General features: G+C 41.7%; 13 protein-coding genes, 1 pseudogene and 1 riboswitch. Of the genes and pseudogenes, 7 read left to right on the top strand and 7 right to left on the bottom strand.

Annotated elements, in window-relative coordinates:
* Nucleotides 1-18: 18 nt before the first annotated feature.
* The 4 genes from ACOT8F_RS18880 to ACOT8F_RS18865 form a co-directional block, all read right to left on the bottom strand.
* Nucleotides 19-1,212, bottom strand: a complete 1,194-nt coding sequence (locus tag ACOT8F_RS18880) for a nucleoside transporter C-terminal domain-containing protein (protein WP_421653489.1) — start codon at nucleotides 1,210-1,212, stop codon at nucleotides 19-21.
* 311 nt (nucleotides 1,213-1,523) lie between these two features.
* Nucleotides 1,524-1,627, bottom strand: a riboswitch (purine riboswitch).
* Between the two features lie 375 nt (nucleotides 1,628-2,002).
* The gene (locus ACOT8F_RS18875; RefSeq protein WP_421653488.1) at nucleotides 2,003-3,634 is read right to left on the bottom strand and encodes an MDR family MFS transporter; all 1,632 of its coding nucleotides are present in this window, start codon (nucleotides 3,632-3,634) and stop codon (nucleotides 2,003-2,005) included.
* Between the two features lie 5 nt (nucleotides 3,635-3,639).
* Nucleotides 3,640-4,110 (bottom strand): MarR family winged helix-turn-helix transcriptional regulator, encoded by a 471-nt coding sequence (locus ACOT8F_RS18870; protein ID WP_421653487.1) that lies wholly within the window; start codon nucleotides 4,108-4,110, stop codon nucleotides 3,640-3,642.
* Between the two features lie 176 nt (nucleotides 4,111-4,286).
* Nucleotides 4,287-5,006 carry an SDR family oxidoreductase gene (locus ACOT8F_RS18865; protein WP_421653486.1) on the bottom strand — a complete coding sequence of 240 codons (720 nt, stop codon included), beginning with the start codon at nucleotides 5,004-5,006 and terminating at the stop codon, nucleotides 4,287-4,289.
* Between the two features lie 215 nt (nucleotides 5,007-5,221).
* Here ACOT8F_RS18865 and ppc point away from each other — a divergent pair, with 215 nt between their 5' ends.
* Both ppc and ACOT8F_RS18855 read left to right on the top strand, forming a co-directional pair.
* A complete protein-coding gene (gene ppc / locus ACOT8F_RS18860) occupies nucleotides 5,222-7,990 on the top strand; it encodes a phosphoenolpyruvate carboxylase (RefSeq protein ID WP_421653485.1) in 2,769 nt (922 codons plus the stop codon).
* A gap of 248 nt (nucleotides 7,991-8,238) precedes the next feature.
* Nucleotides 8,239-10,035, top strand: coding sequence for a DNA/RNA non-specific endonuclease (locus tag ACOT8F_RS18855; RefSeq protein ID WP_421653484.1), 1,797 nt, complete (start codon nucleotides 8,239-8,241; stop codon nucleotides 10,033-10,035).
* A gap of 42 nt (nucleotides 10,036-10,077) precedes the next feature.
* Here the strand turns inward: ACOT8F_RS18855 and ACOT8F_RS18850 are convergent, their stop codons facing one another.
* Together ACOT8F_RS18850 and ACOT8F_RS18845 are read right to left on the bottom strand one after the other, a co-directional pair.
* Nucleotides 10,078-10,689 carry a sterol desaturase family protein gene (locus ACOT8F_RS18850; RefSeq protein WP_421653483.1) on the bottom strand — a complete coding sequence of 204 codons (612 nt, stop codon included), beginning with the start codon at nucleotides 10,687-10,689 and terminating at the stop codon, nucleotides 10,078-10,080.
* Between the two features lie 81 nt (nucleotides 10,690-10,770).
* A pseudogene (locus tag ACOT8F_RS18845) lies at nucleotides 10,771-11,386 on the bottom strand (PH domain-containing protein).
* Between the two features lie 183 nt (nucleotides 11,387-11,569).
* On the opposite strand from ACOT8F_RS18845, the gene ACOT8F_RS18840 reads away from it, so the two are divergent.
* The 5 genes from ACOT8F_RS18840 to ACOT8F_RS18820 all read left to right on the top strand — a co-directional run bounded on the left by ACOT8F_RS18840 (nucleotide 11,570) and on the right by ACOT8F_RS18820 (nucleotide 17,672).
* Nucleotides 11,570-12,979 (top strand): sigma-54 interaction domain-containing protein, encoded by a 1,410-nt coding sequence (locus ACOT8F_RS18840; RefSeq protein ID WP_421653482.1) that lies wholly within the window; start codon nucleotides 11,570-11,572, stop codon nucleotides 12,977-12,979.
* A gap of 144 nt (nucleotides 12,980-13,123) precedes the next feature.
* Complete coding sequence (locus ACOT8F_RS18835; protein WP_421653509.1) at nucleotides 13,124-14,464, top strand: aminotransferase family protein; 1,341 nt, start codon at nucleotides 13,124-13,126, stop codon at nucleotides 14,462-14,464.
* 27 nt (nucleotides 14,465-14,491) lie between these two features.
* The gene (locus ACOT8F_RS18830) at nucleotides 14,492-15,868 is read left to right on the top strand and encodes an NAD-dependent succinate-semialdehyde dehydrogenase (RefSeq protein WP_421653481.1); all 1,377 of its coding nucleotides are present in this window, start codon (nucleotides 14,492-14,494) and stop codon (nucleotides 15,866-15,868) included.
* A gap of 48 nt (nucleotides 15,869-15,916) precedes the next feature.
* A complete protein-coding gene (locus ACOT8F_RS18825; protein ID WP_421653480.1) occupies nucleotides 15,917-17,311 on the top strand; it encodes an amino acid permease in 1,395 nt (464 codons plus the stop codon).
* 190 nt (nucleotides 17,312-17,501) lie between these two features.
* Complete coding sequence (locus ACOT8F_RS18820; protein ID WP_421653479.1) at nucleotides 17,502-17,672, top strand: hypothetical protein; 171 nt, start codon at nucleotides 17,502-17,504, stop codon at nucleotides 17,670-17,672.
* Nucleotides 17,673-18,029: 357 nt separating this feature from the next.
* Here ACOT8F_RS18820 and ACOT8F_RS18815 read toward each other — a convergent pair whose 3' ends face one another.
* Nucleotides 18,030-18,806 (bottom strand): sulfite exporter TauE/SafE family protein, encoded by a 777-nt coding sequence (locus ACOT8F_RS18815; protein WP_421653478.1) that lies wholly within the window; start codon nucleotides 18,804-18,806, stop codon nucleotides 18,030-18,032.
* Nucleotides 18,807-18,841 lie beyond the last annotated feature (35 nt).

Genomic DNA, 18,841 nt, shown 5'->3' with positions numbered 1-18,841 from the left:
TCTTTCAATGTCCTATGTCTACCAGACAAACAAACCAACAAACATGGCGCTTAGGAGGGAAACAGCCATACCGCTTACGAGCAGCTTCCATACATTTTTTCCGATGATAGAAGATTTTTCTTCTCCCAAAATGGAATTATAAGTACCGTAAATCATTCCCACAGTACTAAAGTTAGCAAATGAAGTCAGAAAGGTAACAGCTACAGCAATCGTATGAGGCGGCAAGCTTTTCAGCTGGTTCTTTAAATCAAGCATTGCCACAAATTCATTTGTTGCAATCTTGATACCCATCAATTGGGCTACGTACATAGCATCTTTGAAAGGCAAGCCAAGCAGGAACGCAAACGGACTAAATATGATAGAGAAAATCTTTTGAACGGTTAAACCGTGAATAAAGAAGCCTAAAATTCCGTTCAAGGCTGCAGTTAAAGCAACATAGCCAATAACCATTGCCATAATCACAATAACCATTCGTATACCAACCAGCATACTGTTTGAAATGGTGGAGAAGAAATCCTTTTTTTCCTCTTTAGGAGGGGTATAAACAATATCCTCCTCTTTGCTGACCTCAACGGGATGAAGAATGCTAGCCAAAAGCAAGGCATTTAAGCAGTTAAGCGGAATGGCACTGAAAATATACTGAGCAGGCATCATCGTTAAATAAGCGCCGATGATCGAGCCGCTGATGCTGCTCATGCTCATCAAACCAAATGTAAGCAGCCGATGGTTTTTTAGCGCAAGAAGCTGCTGGCGGATAACAGCAAGAGCCTCTGTATTTCCTAAAAACATCATTTGAATGGAGAAAAAACTCTCAAGCTTCGGCAGGCCAGAAATTTTTGAGATCAACCAGCCGACTTTATCTATAATCCAAGGAAGAATGCCGAAGTAGGTTAAAATATCAAAAAACGTCACAATGAAGATAATCGGTAAAAGAGCACTAAAGAAGAAATCAACATTTTGATTGGCCATAACAGACGGGAAAACGAAGGAAATCCCCTCATTAGCGCAGGATATTAGCCAAGAGAAAAAGGAAGCAAACACATGAATAACACTTGAACCAACTTTTGTTCCTTGCATAAACCAAGTAATTAGAAGCTCTGTAACCATTAAAACTCCAATAGACCGAAACTTTACCGTTGATTTATTCGGAGAACAGAGGTAAACCACACCTAACACAACAAAAATGCCAGCCAGATTCAATAAAAAGAACACAACAGCAACTCCTTTTTGTTTGGCTCTTTTCTTAAACTTTGTTGCTTTAAACTCATGATGGAGGAGATTCTAGGTTTAGGATTTACATATTTCAAAAAAAAAACACTCTATTTCATTCCAGCTATCCTGAGAACAACAAATTTTGAAAAAAGCCGAATTAAATTTCCAACATTAAAAAGCCCTTATTTTATTCTCCTTCGGCCACTGGACAGAAAGCATGAAAAAAATAAGAGCTGAATGTTTTCCATTATGCTGCAGAAATACTATTTTCACCATAGACAGCTGCAGTTGGGTTGGCATACATGTTCTTTGTTAAACTCACACTTCCTTGTAGTCCGGCATTTAGCGGCTGCCAGGTAGAAACTATCAGACCAATTGTCACTGATATTATACAAGGATATTAAACTATGGATAATACAGCTTATTTTAATATATTTTTCTAAAAGATACAATCCACCAAAAAAAGATACAATCCTCCAAAAAAAGGGAACAACCGGTTCTTGGAGAGGTACTGGTTTTGGAATTTGGTGGGGGTCTCTTGAATCGGGAATGGGTTCTGGAATTTCCTGGTGCGCTCTTAAAGTTTGTTGAGCGCTCTTAAATTTTTGTCAGCGCTCTTAAATCTTTGTCAGCGCTCTTAAATCTTTGTCAGCGCTCTTAAATCTTTGTCAGCGCTCTTAAATCTTTGTCAGCGCTCTTAAATCTTTGTCAGCGCTCTTAAATCTTTGTCAGCGCTCTTAAACAGGAAAATCCCTTCATAAATGAAGGGATTTTCCAATGGATGGTTAAATTAAACCTGATCGCTCAACGGTTTTAGCTCTGTAAGCTCCTGTTCTTCCTTAGGCTGCTCTTTTTCTTTGCCCTTTTTATTGGAAAGGTTGATTTGCTTAAGGAATAGCGTACAGAATGCACCGATTACGATAAACACAAGGCCCATGAAAAAGACGCTGTGCAATGAATTCATCAGAGATGTTTTCAAAATTGGAACCATTTTTTCAAGTAAAGCCGGAGGCAATTTTTTTAGAGCATCCGGACTGAATAGCATTTGGAACAAGCCTTCCGGATTGGTTCCAATCATTTTTTTGAAGCTTGTAACCATTGAACCAGCCTGAGCAGGCAATGTGTTTAAGAAAGGAACAAATTTTTCGTTTAATAAAGATCCTGCTCTGCTGTTCATAACAGCTCCAAGAATCGTTATTCCGAATGTTCCCCCAATGGACCGGAAAAATTGGCTTGAGCTTGTAACAACACCAAGTTCTTCTTTCGGGAAGCTTTCCTGCAGAGCCAATGTAAGGATTGGCATTACAAGGCCCATTCCGATCCCGATTACAGCCATATAAGAGGTTGCAATAAAGCCGCTTGTATCCATGCTTAATGTAGTCAAAAGGCCAAATCCGCCTGCCATCACAAGCATACCTGCAATAATCTGTGTTTTCATACCGATTTTATAAACAAGCTGACCGCCTAAAATACTTGCAACAATCATCGCAATCATCATTGGGGTCATAATTGTGCCTGACTCTGTCGCACTTACTCCGACAATTCCCTGCATAAAGAATGGAACAAATGTAATGGCACCGAACATTCCAATGGCCATGAAGAAACCAATGAGATTCAAAGATGTAAAGGTTCTGTTTTTAAATAAATACATTGGAAGAATAGGTTCTTTTGCTTTTGTTTCTGCAATAACGAAGCTTACTAATCCGATAGCTGCAAGTATGAATAAGCCAATAATCTGCCATGAGCCCCATTCGTAATCTTTTCCGCCGAAGCTGAGTGCAAGAAGCAAGCTGACTACACCAACAATCATCGTAATCATTCCAGCAATATCGAAATTGATTTTTCCAGTTTGTTTGCGCCCTTGCAAGCCTAATGCGATAAAAATAGTAGCCAGAATCCCAACTGGAAGGTTAATGTAGAATACCCATTTCCAGTTCAGTGCGTCAACAATCCAGCCGCCGATCTGCGGACCAATAACAGAAGCAAGACCGTAGATACCGCCAAATACCCCTTGAAATTTCGCACGCTGCTTACCTGAAAACAGGTCCCCGATCACAATCATTGCCATCGGCATCATAACACCGCCGCCAATACCTTGTATGCCGCGGTAAATAATTAATTCTGTCATATTGCCTGCCAATCCGCATAGGATAGACCCTGCCATAAAAATGACTAAACCAGAAACATAAATGGCTCTGCGCCCAAGTAAATCCGACAGCTTCCCAGCTATTGGAACAACAGTAGTGGATGTCAGCAAGTAGGCAGTAGTCAGCCATGTCATCATGCTTAATCCGCCTAGGTCTCCTACAATTCTTGGCATTGCTGTTCCGACAATTGTTCCGTCAAGCGCTGAGAAAAACATCGCAATAATAAGTCCAATAAGCAATAACGTTCTTTTCTGTTTTTCATGACCAGTTGTCATTTTTCCTATTCTCCTTTTACGGTACATTCCGCTGTTTCTTTTACAACAGGCTCTGTTAAGGCCAGTTTTTCTACAATATCCGCCATATTCAAAAGCTCTTCCTCAGATAAAACGGCTAAGTAGCGTTCAACTATCTTTTTTCTGCCTTCCAAGACTTTCTGGAATTTTTCTTCTCCGAGATCCGTAAGGCTGATGTTCACTACCCTGCGGTCTTTTGTATCATGCTGCCGGATGACCATTCCGTTTTGTTCCAAACGATCGATCATAAATGTGACGGCACTCGGTTTAACCTCCATCAGCTCAACTAATTGACTAATTTTGCAGGAGCCGTTTTTCTTGAGAAAGCTCAATACAAACAACTGGGTTGGCGTTACACCCTGTTCCTGAAAATTCTCCAGCATCTCAGGCTGAATTTTTTGGACAGTTGCATTCAAGCCATTTTGTATTCGTTCGATTGCACGGCTGCCTTTACTCATATGATGAATCACCTTATTTCTATGTCTTAAATATTCAACGGACAAATTATTTTTAGTGTTAATATTTAATGCTAGTTAAATGTATAGCTAATTTAACTATTTGTCAATATAAAACAATTATATTTTTCCAAAAAAAAATAGCCCCTTAGTTGGAACTATTTCAATAAAGTATTTACTTAAATCAGCTGAGCCCCGCCATCATTCAGAACGACTGTCCCAGTTGTAAATCCATTCTTAGCGAGATACACATAAGATTCAGCAATATCCTCCGGCTGGGCAACCCGTCCGACAGGCAGCGTTTTAGCCATTTCTTCGAACATGTCCTTCCTATTCTCTTCAGGCATTCCTGAATAAAGCGGAGTATCCACAATGCCTGGAGATACAACATTTACTCTTATTGGAGCCAAGTCACCTGTTAAGCCCCTCATTAATCCTTCTACAGCTGAATTAATAGAGGCCAGAGTTGAAGCACCTTTAGGCGGACGAACTCCATACACTCCAGAGGTTAAAGTAATGGAACTTTCGTTGTTCAAATAAGGCAATGCTGACAGCACTGTTATATACTGCCCCCAATATTTACTGTCAAAAGCTTCTTTAACATCCTCTATCTTCAATTCACTGAAATGGCCCATTGCTCCATCGCCTGCTGTAATGACCAGATGATCGAACTTCCCTATTTTTTGAAACAGCTGCTTCGTTTTTTCCTCACTGCGAAAGTCCAATTCGTGAGCTTCAACGTTTCCGCCTAATGTTTCTTTAGCTTCTGAGAGCTTTGACTCATTGCGGCTTGCAATGATCACTTCTGCAGATTCATCTAAAAATGCTTTCGCCGTGGCCAATCCTATCCCAGAAGAACCACCGATCACAACGACTCTTTTTCCTTTTAATGAAGACATTTTTCATTCCTCCTAAAAAATCACGTTACTCTTAAAAGATTTTACCCCTTGCCGCTATTATTAAAAAGAATTTGAACTTCAAACAGCAGATCTATATATTACCAAATGCAAGATATCTGAAATACAGACTGCTTTATGATACAATGCAAATAATCTTAAAATTCACAAGAATGTAATTTGTGAATTTTTTCAAATTCAATGAAGAAGGTGATTATATGACAACGATCCCACAAATTATAAAAGAAGAAGATAATAGCTCACCGCTGCGCCGTGACGTAAAGATGCTGGGGAATTTACTTGGACAAGTTCTTGTACAGCAAGGCGGTCAGCCTCTTCTTGATACTGTAGAAAAGATTCGCGAAACGACCAAGTCTCTCAGAAGCACTTCCGAAAAGACGTTTTATAATGAACTGAAAAATGAAATTGCCCATCTGAAGCAGCCAATGAGACAGCAGGTGATCCGTGCATTCGCCGTCTATTTTCATCTTGTCAATATCGCAGAACAAAATCACCGGATCCGCAGACGCCGCCAATATCAGCTTGAAGGAGACTCCGTTCAGCAGCCGGGTTCCTTGGAATATGCTGCAGCGTCTTTGAAAGAAAAAAATATATCTCCTGAATTAATAAGAAATATACTTGAAAACTTATCAATGGAATTGATTATTACTGCCCATCCTACAGAAGCAACAAGAAGAAGCGTCCTTGAGATCCACAAACGAATTGCTCTCGTACTTGATAAATTGGATCAGCAGGTTTTAAGTGACAGGGAAAGAAATGAATTAAACAGCGAATTATTCAATGAAGTAACCGTGCTTTGGCAAACGGAAGAACTCCGTGACAGAAAGCCAACGGTTATGGATGAAGTAGCCAATGGACTTTACTATTTCGATGAAACGCTGTTTGAGGTGCTCCCAAAAATTCATGAAGACCTTGAGGATTGTTTAAAAGAAAATTATCCTTCCGAAGAATGGAATGTTCCGAACTTTCTTCGTTTCGGCTCATGGATTGGCGGAGACCGCGACGGAAACCCAAATGTAACAGCAGAAGTGACTTGGAATACACTTGATAAGCATCGCACGTTAGCTATTAAAAAATATGAACAATCTCTTTTGAAATTAAAGCGCCAGTTAAGCCAATCCTCTAAGCAGGTAAAAATGGATGATGAGCTTCTTGCTTCTGTTGAACAGGAAAGCCATATCCTGGAAGAAGATGAAAAATGGGCTTTAGAGTACGAGGTGTATCGCCGCAAAATTTCCATTATGATTAAAAAATTGAAGCTGGCAGGAAAAAATGAAGCAGGCTATCAAAGCTCTGACCAATTTCTTGACGATTTGCATCTGATCAAAAAAAGTCTTGAGCTGCATTATCCTGAAGGATTTAAGCAGAAAAATCTGGATCATTTAATCCGGCAGGCTGAGCTATTCGGGTTCCATCTGGCTTCACTGGATATAAGAAATCACAGCGGAGAACATGAAGCAGCCGTTAGTGAAATTTTGTCAGCTGTCAATCTTACAGATGATTATCGTTCTCTCAGTGAAGACGAAAAATCAGCTCTGCTTGAAAAAGTGCTGCAGGATCCAAGACCGCTGATTACCAATATCGAAAACTACTCAAAGGAAACGCAGGAAATGATCGGCGTTTTCCAAATGATTAAGAAGGCACACCAGGAATTCGGTGAACGCTCCATACAAGTTTACTTGATAAGTATGACTGAATCGGCTAGTGATATACTTGAAGTGCTCGTTCTTGCAAAGGAAACAGGGATTTACCGAGTATATAAAGACGGAAGCATTGAGAGCAAAATCAGTGTCGCTCCATTGCTCGAAACGATTGATGACCTTACTGCAGGACCTAAGATTATGGAAAAGCTCTTTAAAATGGAGTTTTATCAAAAGCAATTATCTCAGGTAAACCGGGTCCAGGAAATCATGCTTGGGTATTCGGATGGAAGCAAGGATGGCGGAACGCTGACCGCCAATTGGAAGCTTTATCACGCCCAGCAGGAGATTCATGCCATGGCAAAAAAATACGATGTCAGGCTGAAGTTTTTCCACGGCCGCGGCGGATCGCTTGGACGAGGAGGCGGACCTCTTCATAGAAGTATCCTTTCCCAGCCGCCAGAAACGCTTGGAGATGGCTTTAAAATTACGGAACAGGGAGAAATTCTCTCTTCCCGCTACCTGCTTTATGATATTGCCTACAGAAGCCTTGAGCAAGCGGCTTCTACCCTGCTTACTTCTGCTGCCAGTGTAGCGAGCGGTGAAGACCAGACGATTGCTGAAAGCAAGGACTGGGAAAACGTTATGGACGGTATTTCTGCGGATTCCCTTAGAAAATACCAGCAGCTTGTCTTCGGCGACAAGGATTTCTTAACCTACTTTAACCAGGCCACCCCGCTACCGGAGCTTGGATCGCTGAATATCGGATCTCGTCCAATGAGCCGAAAAGGCAGTGCGAAATTTGAAGACCTTCGAGCCATTCCATGGGTTTTTGCCTGGACGCAGAGCCGCCAGCTGATTCCTGCATGGTATGCGGCAGGTACAGGACTCGCCGACTATGCAAAAGACGAAGACAATCTTGCGCTGCTTCAGGAAATGTATGAAAAATGGTCGTTTTTCCATTCCACAATTGATAATCTGCAAATGGCTCTGATGAAGGCAGATTTAACAGCTGCCAGGGAGTACACAGCCATTGTAGAAGATCAGGATATGGCAAACCGAATCTTTTCTGATATCGAACAGGAATACAATAAAACAAAAAAAATTATCTTAAGTATCACGAAAATGGAAAATCTGATGGATAACATTCCAAACATTAAGGATTCAATCCGTCTCAGAAACCCTTATGTCGATCCGTTGAGCTTCCTGCAGGTTGAAGTAATTTCAAAACTTCGGAAAGCAGAGGAATCTGACAAGGAGGACCTGCTCAGAGAAGTACTGCTTACGATTAATGGAATCGCTGCAGGACTTCGCAATACAGGCTGATCTCTTATACACGAACTCCGGCAAAAACCGGGGTTCTTTTTTTGTGTTCTTATATTGATAAAATCAATCATTTTTTATATAATGATTTTGACGAACGCTTGTTCGTATTTTAATCGAAATCAGCTAATCATTCCAAAAATATGCTGATTTTCCCTGTTGAGTTTTCTTTTTAAAAGTTATGGTTGAAGAGCAAGAAGAATTATCTCACCACAAATCCTGATGAAAAAACGAGGAGGTTCCAGTTAATTATGCCCAAAACGGCGGAATGGCAACATGTAAATGAAGAGCTTCGCGAAAAACAGCAGCAAGAAGCAAGGAAACGCTATGAAAAACGCTCAAAGGAACGGGAAACAATAGCCGAACAGCTGCAGACGAAGAACCCTTTTGAAGTGGACACGCCTGAAAGAGCCGCATTTAGGTCAGCTATTATCCATCCCCGCGACGGATTTGCGATTGAACGGATTATCAATAACGATGATTTGTTTCCGATTAACTATTTAGAATCAGGACTTCAAGCAGCTAAATCAGTCTGCAGAATTGAAGTACGGGACCGAATCGGAAGGATACAAGGGTACGGAACAGGATTTCTGGTCTCTCCCTCTCTTCTATTGACAAACAACCATGTATTGAATGATGAAAATGCCGCCGAATCTAGTATGGCTCAGTTTAACTATGAGCTGGACCTGGAGCTTAAGGAACGTAAAATTGAAAATTTCCGTATTGAACCAAAACGTTTTTTTCTGACAGATGAAAAGCTGGATTATACACTTGTAGCAGTTGAGGCATCGTCCACGGGCGGCACCCCTCTTACCCATTTCGGATTTTTGCCGCTTTTTTCAAAGTCCGGGAAAGGGCTTGTTGGAGAATATGTTTCCATTATTCAGCATCCTTCTGGCGCACCGAAAGCTGTCGCCTTGAGAGAAAATAAAATAACAGACGTATTTGATGATTTTATCCATTACTCGACTGATACAAAAGAAGGGTCATCAGGTTCGCCCGTTTTTAATGATGAATGGGTTGTTATGGCGCTTCATCATTCCGGTGTCCCTGACCCGAAGGATGATTCGAAATTTATTGCGAATGAAGGTATTCGAATTAGCAGTTTAATGAAAGCTCTTATGGAGCAGCGCGATAACCTTAGTGAAGAGATGCAGAAACTTGCCAATGACCTGTTAAAAGACACAAAGCTCCCTTCGTACGAGGAAAAGCCTATTATAACAGAGGAATTGAGCAAAGAGCATTATAAGGGATCTGCAGGCTATGATCCTGATTTTCTTGGAAAAAAGAATAGTGTCCCCCATCCTTCTTTCCGTGCTGATCTCGAAAAAGATATTACTCCTGTAGATGGAGAAAACAATATCCTGGATTACATCCATTTTTCGATTGTCATGAGCAAATCCAGACGAATAGCGTATTATACAGTCGTTAATATCGATGGAAAACAATCCAAGGATATAAAGCGCCAGAATGATAAATGGTATTTTGATCCCCGAATTGATCAAAGCCTGCAATGCGGACCGGAATTATACAAGAACAACCCACTCGACCGGGGCCATCTAGTCAGAAGACAAGATCCAAACTGGGGAACAGATGCTGAAAAGGCCAATGAAGATACTTTCCATTTCACAAACTGCTCTCCACAGCATAAAAACCTAAACCAAAAAACATGGCTTGACCTTGAAGATTATCTTCTGACACATGCTGAAAATGAAAAAATGAAGGTCACAGTCTTTACAGGTCCCGTATTCCGTGAAGATGATCTCAAATACAGAGGGGTTCAGATTCCGGCTGAATTTTGGAAGGTTGCTGTCATGGTAAAAGCAGACGGGACCCTATCTGCAACGGCGTATCTTCAATCTCAGAAAAACCTAATTGGGGATTTGGAATTTGCTTATGGCCCGTACAAAACCTATCAAATTCCAGTAGCCAAAGTAGAAGCACTGACAGGCTTGCAGTTTAAAAACCTTACGAAATATGACCCTATCGGTAAAATAGAATCTACAGTTGGTCATGAGATTCAAGGTTCCGCCGATTTGAAGCTTTGATTCCTAGAGGACGCTGACAGCTCTGCAGTGTCCTCTATCTCTTTAAAACCTCCCCTCCAAATCTCTCGCTGTCTGACTCGTTTCCACTTTCTTTTCATCCTTCAATGTTCCAAACAGGGCATCAACAAAAGGAGTCGACACCCCATACCAGTAATTTTCATTTTTAAAATGGTGAAGGATGTGCGTTTTTTTCAGCCATTTTCCAAATCGGGATATCGGTTTCATTGGCCGATGCGCTACATAATGCTTCCATTCGTAGAAAAGCAGCATGGTAATCAGCCCCAGCCCAAATGCCAATGATACATTTACACTTTTCGAGATTAAGTAAAAAAGAAAAACAAGAACGGAAAAGTTCGGCAAGATGTACCAAACTGGTAGAAACAAAAGCTTCAAATCATTTGGATCCACGTGATGATCATAATGTAAGCGCTTCAAAAACTTTAGGAATAAAGGATTTTTTGGAGCTCTTAAATGGAATAGAAAACGATGAGTAAAGTACTCGCTAAACATGAAGGTGATAAGCCCGATTGCCCAAGAAAGAATTAGAAAAACAGATAATCCATAAACAGCTAAATATCCTAATAAAGCTAAACCCAGCAGGAACATGATCAAAACATCCGTATGCAAAAAGAATTCTCTGCAGAAGTTTTTCATACCTTCTCCCCCTCTATTGGTACTCTCCATATCATTCTATTCCTAGCCATATAAAAAAGGCCGCTTTCTGCGGCCCTCTCCTCAGTTGTTAATATATTTTTCAAAAACAGCCCCGAAATCCTTTTCATGATACTGCTCACGGACAGAGGTCATCCATGTAAAGCCAAAATCGGTTAATTCCCTATATGTAATAGCCATCTTGTTATCTTCATTTCTAGTATTCTGCATAACCGTTACTGCCTTTTCAAGGCTTTGATTCGCCATATCGGTATAGATGCTGTTCTCGTGAGTGATTTCCTCTATCCGGAGCAGCGTTTTATAGAGATCCTTCAGCTGTTCAATTTGATCCTTCCTCACATCGATATCAAACTTCACTTTTCCAACCATAAATTTAATTTCAACATCCATATCAATTTTTCCGGCTGTTTCAAGCAAAACATCAGAAATTCTATGCCGTGAATACGGATATCGTTTCAGCGTTCTTTTTGAGGATACGGCACTTTCTCCATCAACCATGGATGATTGCGAGATTCGTAAAGCAATACTCATCCGCTTTTGTTTTAATCAAAAAAAAGATTTTCTCATTATCCTCATGCATAACATAATCATCAGCATCTGTTTTATCGTAGTCAGCAGGGGAAATAATCGTTCCAATATCAGAGAGTCCTAGTGCATCTGCTGCAAGCTTTTTAAACATGGCAACATTCCTTTCTAATTTTGTTCTCTTCCTAATATTAACAATAGATTGGAACGATGGGTAGACTTAGTGAGCAATTCTTGCAATTCCTCAACTCCTTAGACCATTCCGTCTTTTCTTATGTTATCCTTAGTGAAAATTATCAGAATAATGTTTCAATAAGTTAAAGGGGTTGGAATCTAAATGAAGGAACAGCTTAAGCAGCTTGAGCTTGAAATAGAAGGAATCATAAATGGATCTGGCGAGAACATCATCGTTACAAACAAAGAAGGCATTATTTTAAGAGCTGTAAAAAACAGCGAGGAGATGTATGGGATTACATCAGAGGAGCTGGTTGGAAAGTCCGTAAGAAAGCTTGAAAAGGAAAAGATTTTTAATCCATCTGTTACTCTTCGCGTGCTCGAGCAAAAAGTGCCGGTTACCTTTATGCAAAAAACAGGTACAGGAAAGAGCATTATGACTAGAGGCATCCCCATCTTTGATGAACAAAATGAAATCTGTTTTGTCATCAGCTTTTCACATGATAGGACTGAGATTGAAAATTTGAAAAATGAGTATGAAAAGCTCCAGCTGAAAATGAAGCAATACAAAACAGAAATCGCTCAGCTGAGAAACAAAGAAAGCAAGCCTGGCGCTGTTGTTATTAATAGTAAAACGATGCAAACTGTTTGGGAACTCGTAAACAAAGTGGCCCGAAGCGATGCCACAGTGGTGCTCCAGGGTGAATCCGGAGTAGGAAAAACAGTTTTTGCAAAAGCGCTGCACGAAGGAAGTGAACGGAAAAGCCAGCCCCTGATTGAGGTCAATTGCGGTGCGATCCCTGAAAGCCTCTTTGAATCAGAAATGTTCGGCTATGAGCCTGGCGCCTTTACCGGTGCTGCAAGCAAAGGGAAAATTGGCCTTATTGAACTTGCCGATGAAGGAACATTATTTTTAGATGAAGTTGGAGAACTCCCCCTGTCAATTCAGGTGAAGCTGCTTAAAGTGCTGCAGGAAAAGAAGGTTACCAGAATGGGAGGAAACCAAATCCGTAAGGTTGATTTTCGGCTGGTCGCTGCCACGAACCGCGATCTGAGAGCAATGGTACAGGAAGGAAAATTCCGTGACGATTTGTATTATCGGCTCCATGTTGTACCCATTGCAATCCCGCCCCTCCGCAGCCGGAAAGAAGATATTCATCAATTAACAGAAGCTTTTTTAGCCAAATTCAATAAAAAATACAAAACAGACAAAACGATCAGCCCTGCTGCTGTTGAAGCATTTTGGCAGTATGATTGGCCGGGAAATGTACGGGAATTGGAAAATCTTATTGAAAGACTGGTCGTAACGCTTGAAAAAGAAACGATTCTACATGAGCATCTGCCTTTTGGCACACAAGATATCAAAAAGCTTCCCTATGATTCTATCCAGTCCTTTCAAGAAAAAGCGGGATCCTTGAAAGAGGCGTTAGAAGAGGTAGAAAAGAGCTGGCTTTCCCACGCCTGTAAACAATGCCATTCAACGTATGAAATTGCTGAGTATTTAGGGTTAAGCCAGCCAACGGTTGTGCGCCGTTTAAAAAAATATGCAATTCATTCAAAAATGAATCAATGATCCAAAATTGAATCATTTTCAAATGTTTTTTGATTCATTTCTGAATCAAGTGACTTTGAAAGAACTGATTTTCATAGTTGGCATGAAACTTGCTGTATATATTCCTGAAAGCGTTTTATTCTATCCTACTGGTAAAGGGTGACGATAATGGAAAATCAAAAAACATATCAGGAATTGGCGGAACTTGACAAAAAGCATTTTTTGCATCCGACTACCTCTATAAAGCAGCAGCAGGAAAATGGACCAGAGTTTATTTTCGTTGAGGGGAAGGGTGTCCGATTATATGACTTAAAAGGAAGATCAGCCATCGACGGCCTTTCTTCCTTATGGAATGTAAATATCGGCCACGGAAGAGACGAAATAGCACAAGCAGCCTATCATCAAATGAAAACACTTGGATACAGCTCTTGCTTTGCTTCTTTCAGCAATGAGCCAGCCATTAAGCTCGCCGCTAAGCTTGCGGAAATTGCACCAGGTAACTTAAGCGCTGTGTTCTTTACATCCGGAGGCTCGGAATCGAACGACACAGCTTATAAGCTCGCGCGCCATTATTGGATTTTAAAAGGCAAGCCAGAACGGCAGAAGATTATTTCCAGATCACAGTCTTATCATGGTGTTGCGATGGGATCCACGAGCGCAACTGGACTAAAGCCCTTTAGGGACTTTACTAATTCATTAGCACCGGACTTTTATTATGTCGATCATTTTTCCCCTGAAGCGCTTCGGTTAAAAATCGAGGAAGAGGGTCCAGAAACGATTGCGGCCTATATTGCAGAGCCGGTTCAGGGTGCCGGAGGCCTGCACATCGCACCAGAGGGTTATTTTCAAGAAATCAGAACCATTTGTGACGAGTACGGCATTTTATTTATTACAGACGAAGTCATCACTGCTTTTGGCAGGACCGGAGCTTACTTCGGAATGGATCATTATGGTGTTGCTCCTGATATGATGTGCTTTGCCAAAGGAATTACGAGCGGTTATGCCCAGCTTGGAGGCGTTATGATCTCTGCAGATATGCATACGGACTTTATGGAGCTGTCTGAAGGAACACTGCTTCATGGCTATACGTATAGCGGCCATCCAATGGCTTGTGCAGTTGCCTTGAAAAACCTCGAGATTATCGAACGAGAAAATCTGATTGAGAACTCTCGCCTGATGGGGATAGAGATGCTGAAAGGATTTCAGCAGATTCAGTCCGAACGAAAAATTGTCGGGGATGTCAGAGGACTTGGCTTAATGGGAGCTGTTGAATTCGTAAAAGATAAACAGACGAATGAACGGTTTGAAGAACCGATCGCACCTAAGGTTGTATCTGAAGCGGCAAAACGGGGGCTTATCTGCCGCTCCGTGGTCTTTGATCATCAGGATACCCTTGTGTTTGCACCGCCGCTCATTATCACTCAGGAAGAAATCAATGAAATGATCACTATTTTAAATGAAGCCATCCAAGCTGCCGAAACCACATTAGCCTCCGCTGCCAATTAAGCGGACACTTAACTTAAGGAGGATCTCATGAATTCAGTGATTGAAGTAATCAACCCTGCAACCCTTACAGTACTAGAATCTGTCCCGAACGGAGGCCGAAAAGAAGCAAAGGAAGCGGCAGACGCCGCTTTTGCTTCTTTTAAAAGCTGGTCAAAGAAAACAGCAGAGGAACGCAGCACACTCATGATGAAATGGCATCAGTTAATTGATGATTCAAAGCATGAGCTTGCAGAGCTCATGACGAAAGAACAAGGCAAGCCTATAAAAGAAGCTCTCGGTGAAATCAACTATGCTAATAGCTTTATATCCTGGTATGCCGAAGAAGGAAAGCGGGTTTACGGCCAAACCATACCTGCTTCTCACTCGAATAAACGGATACTCGTGCAGAAGCAGCCTGTTGGTGTCATTGCAGCGATTACTCCTTGGAACTTCCCTGCTGCCATGATTACAAGAAAAGTAGCACCTGCTCTTGCCTCAGGCTGTACTGCTGTAGTGAAGCCGGCTGAACAGACCCCGCTGACTGCTTTAAAATTGGCAGAGCTTGCTGAAGCTGCCGGAATTCCTAAAGGTGTGCTGCAGGTTGTGACAGGTGATGCTGCGGAGATTGCCGATGCATGGATGGAAGACACCAGAGTCCGCAAGATTTCCTTCACAGGTTCGACTGATGTCGGCAAGCTTTTGATGCGGAAAGCAGCGGATACAGTGAAAAAGCTATCGCTTGAACTTGGTGGACACGCTCCCTTTATTGTAATGGAGGATGCAAATATCGAAAAAGCGGTTAAAGGGTTGATTGCCTCAAAATACCGGAACGCTGGCCAGACTTGTGTGAGCACCAACAGGGTGTATGTCCATGAATCGATAGCCAATTCATTTAGTGCAGCTTTTGTCCAAGCTGTTTCAAAACTAAAAGTAGGAGACGGGCTTAAAGATGGGATCGACATCGGGCCATTAATTGATCATAGGGCTGTTGAAAAAGTAAAAAAGCAGATTCAGGACGCTGTCGATAAAGGCGGAATTCTTGCCTGTGGAGGCGAAAATAAAAACAACTCTCTATTCATGGAGCCTGCTGTCATTACCGGTGCTTCTGATGAGATGATATGCATGAATGAAGAATCGTTTGGCCCGCTCGCACCAATCGCTTCCTTTAAAACAGCGGAAGAAGCCATTGAACGGGCAAATGATACACCATACGGCTTAGCTGCTTATGTGTACACCGAAAATCTGACCCAGGCTTTCTTGATCAGCGAAGAACTGGATTATGGAATTGTAGGAGTGAACGATGCCTTGCCATCTGTTGCACAGGCGCCATTTGGCGGTACAAAACAGAGCGGACTGGGCCGGGAAGGCGGACACTTTGGAATCGAGGAGTATTTGGAGGTAAAATACGTTTCCATCGGGTTATAACATCCTAGAAAAACCGTATTCAAAAAACAGTCAGGGAGGCGAAAATGATTGGAAAATAAAGAAGGACTTCAGAAACAGCTGAAAACAAGGCACATTACCATGATTTCTTTAGGCGGAATTATAGGTGCAGGACTGTTTGTGGGAGCGGGATCTGTTATTAATACAACTGGTCCCAGTGCAGTGGTTTCTTATGCATTTGCCGGCTTGCTTGTTGTCTTCCTCATGCGGATGCTTGGAGAAATGGCCTCCCGCAATCCTGACAGCGGCTCTTTTGCCACTTATGCCCGCGAAGCCATCGGTCCATGGGCAGGCTACACGATCGGCTGGCTTTACTGGTTTTTCTGGGTGATCGTTATTGCTATTGAGGCTGTTGCAGGAGGAGCTATCATCCACGGGTGGATACCCGTTGTTCCGATTTGGGCATGGAGCTTAATTTTAACCATATTGCTAACACTTACGAATATCTTTTCAGTCAAATCCTTTGGAGAATTCGAATATTGGTTTGCTCTTATCAAAATTATTGCCATTACGCTGTTTATGGGTATCGGCCTAGCGATCATCCTTCACCTTTTTCCAGGGATCAAATCGCCAGGGACCTCTAACCTGATCGAGAGAGGAGGCTTTACTCCAAATGGGGCCGGCTCCATTTTCCTTGGTGTAGCCACCGTTATTTTTGCCTATTTCGGTGCTGAAATTGCTGCCATTGCCGCTGGCGAATCGGAAAATCCGAAGAAAACGATTAAAATTGCCATTAAAAGCGTTGTATGGAGAATTCTCATCTTCTATATCGGTTCAGTAGCTATTCTCGTCACATTACTGCCTTGGAATTCTACCACTGCACTGAAAAGCCCTTATGTAACGATGCTCGAAATGGTTCATATACCAGGAGCCGGACTGATCATGAACATCGTTGTTCTGACTTCTGTGCTATCCTGTTTGAATTCTGCCCTTTATACGAATTCAAGGATGATCTTCTCCCTTGCCAAAAGAGGAGATGCACCCAAAAGCTTCTTAAAACTAAGCAAGCGTGGCGTACCAGTAAGGGCTGTTTGGGTAGGCACGATCGTTGCTTTTATAGCCGCCATTTTTAATTTTGTTTCACCGGACAAGCTGTTCTTATTCCTTGTGAATGCGTCTGGTGCCATCGCTCTGATCGTTTATTTAGCCATCGCCATTTCCCATATCATTATTCGGAAACGACTGGAAGCGCACGGCGAGAAGCCCGAACTGAAAATGTGGCTCTTCCCCGGTCTTTCTTACGCCACCATCTTAAGCATTGTTGTCATTCTCGGCTCCATGGCTTTTATCGAATCCATGCGATCACAGCTATTCCTCACTTTGCTGCTGACATCCTTGGTCATCCTTTCCTATTTCTTGTTTAAAAAGAGAAATGAAGCAGCAGCGAGAAACCGTTATGAGGAAAAGCCTTCAAGTACGATTTAATAACTGGATTTTCCATATATTAACCAAAAAAGCTAAACTCTCCATTTGGGTTTAGCTTTTTTGATGGAACGGCTAAAATAGAGCGCGGAAAATATTCTGAATTTTTCAGCATATACTACTTGACGAATATCTAATCCCAGGTATAATTCATAGTATATCAATAGGAATTAACGGATTGGAGGCAGTCAGCATGAGTCTATTTAGCCGTCTATTCTCTGAAAAATGCCCGAAATGCAGCAAGGAACTAGTAACCAGACAATCTAATCAGGCATTCTCGCTTATTATTAAATCTTGCCCTGAAAAGCACTTTGAAAAGGTGTATCATCCTGCGCTTGAAACCTACATTGAAATCGATCAGTAATAAGAAAAGCGCAAGCGCCTTGTTCAGCCCCGACAAGCGCTGGAGGAAAATCCCACAAAGTCCGGTTTTGACTTTGTGGGATTTTCTGAAGCGACCTCGAGGGGCTAGGCGCTGGAGCTGGACATATCAACTTAGAATTTTTTATACTTCTTACCTTTAAATAAATGAGGCTAATTCCAATTGAATATGTCTCTTTGTTTATAAAGGTTCTTTTGTTAAACGTTGTTGTGTTTCACTCTTTTAAGTGCCTTATAGAACAGAATGTATAGGCCACTTTTAAGAAAAGATGCCCCAAAGCAAGGCAAAATGCGTGATAAAAGCTTTTACGAAAAGCAACAATCTCTGCAAAAACAACCTTTATAAAATATCAAACCAGATTTTCACTGCCGTCGTTAAGATTAAAACCGATAAAATCACTTGGAGAACCTTTGTATTGACTCTTTTTCCCGTAACAGCTCCGAGCGGTGAAGCGATCAGGCTTGCGGCAACTACCACAAGCGCAGGCAGCAAGTGAATTTGACCTGTCGTTATTTTCCCTGTCGTCGAACCTATGGAGGAAAGAAAAGTGATTGCAAGTGAAGATGCGATGGTCATTCTTGTTGGTATTTTTAAGATGAGCAGCATAATCGGTACAAGCAAAAAAGCCCCGCCTGCACCAACAATCCCAGCGGCAATTCCAACAGCAAAAGCTAAAGATGAAGCAAGCCATTTATTGAAATTCACACTGTCTAATGATTTTTCATCAAGCCCTCTTTTTGGTATGAGCATCATAATAACGGCCAATAAGGCGAGTATTCCATATACGATATTCACTCCTGTTTCACTCAACAGCTTTGACCCATACCCACCAATAAAACTTCCAGCTAAAACACTGATTCCCATATAAGTAATCAATGATTTGTTTAAATACCCGCCTTTCCGGTAAACGAGTACTCCGCTGATTGATGCAAAGAGCGCCTGCACTGTACTTATACCTGAAACGTCATGCGGGCTGAATGCGGCAAAACCGAGCAGCGCCGGAATGTACAAAAGCATCGGATAATTAATGATGGCTCCCCCAATTCCAAGCATTCCTGAGATAAACGATCCAACGATGCCGATTAAAAATAATGTAAGAATAAGACCTATGCTCATTGGTTTTCCTCCCTGGGAAAAGGGAACCTTAACGG

The organism is Chryseobacillus diguaensis (assembly GCF_049220665.1).
Classification (GTDB): domain Bacteria; phylum Bacillota; class Bacilli; order Bacillales; family Bacillaceae; genus Metabacillus_B.
This window is presented reverse-complemented; position numbering and strand designations above follow the sequence as displayed.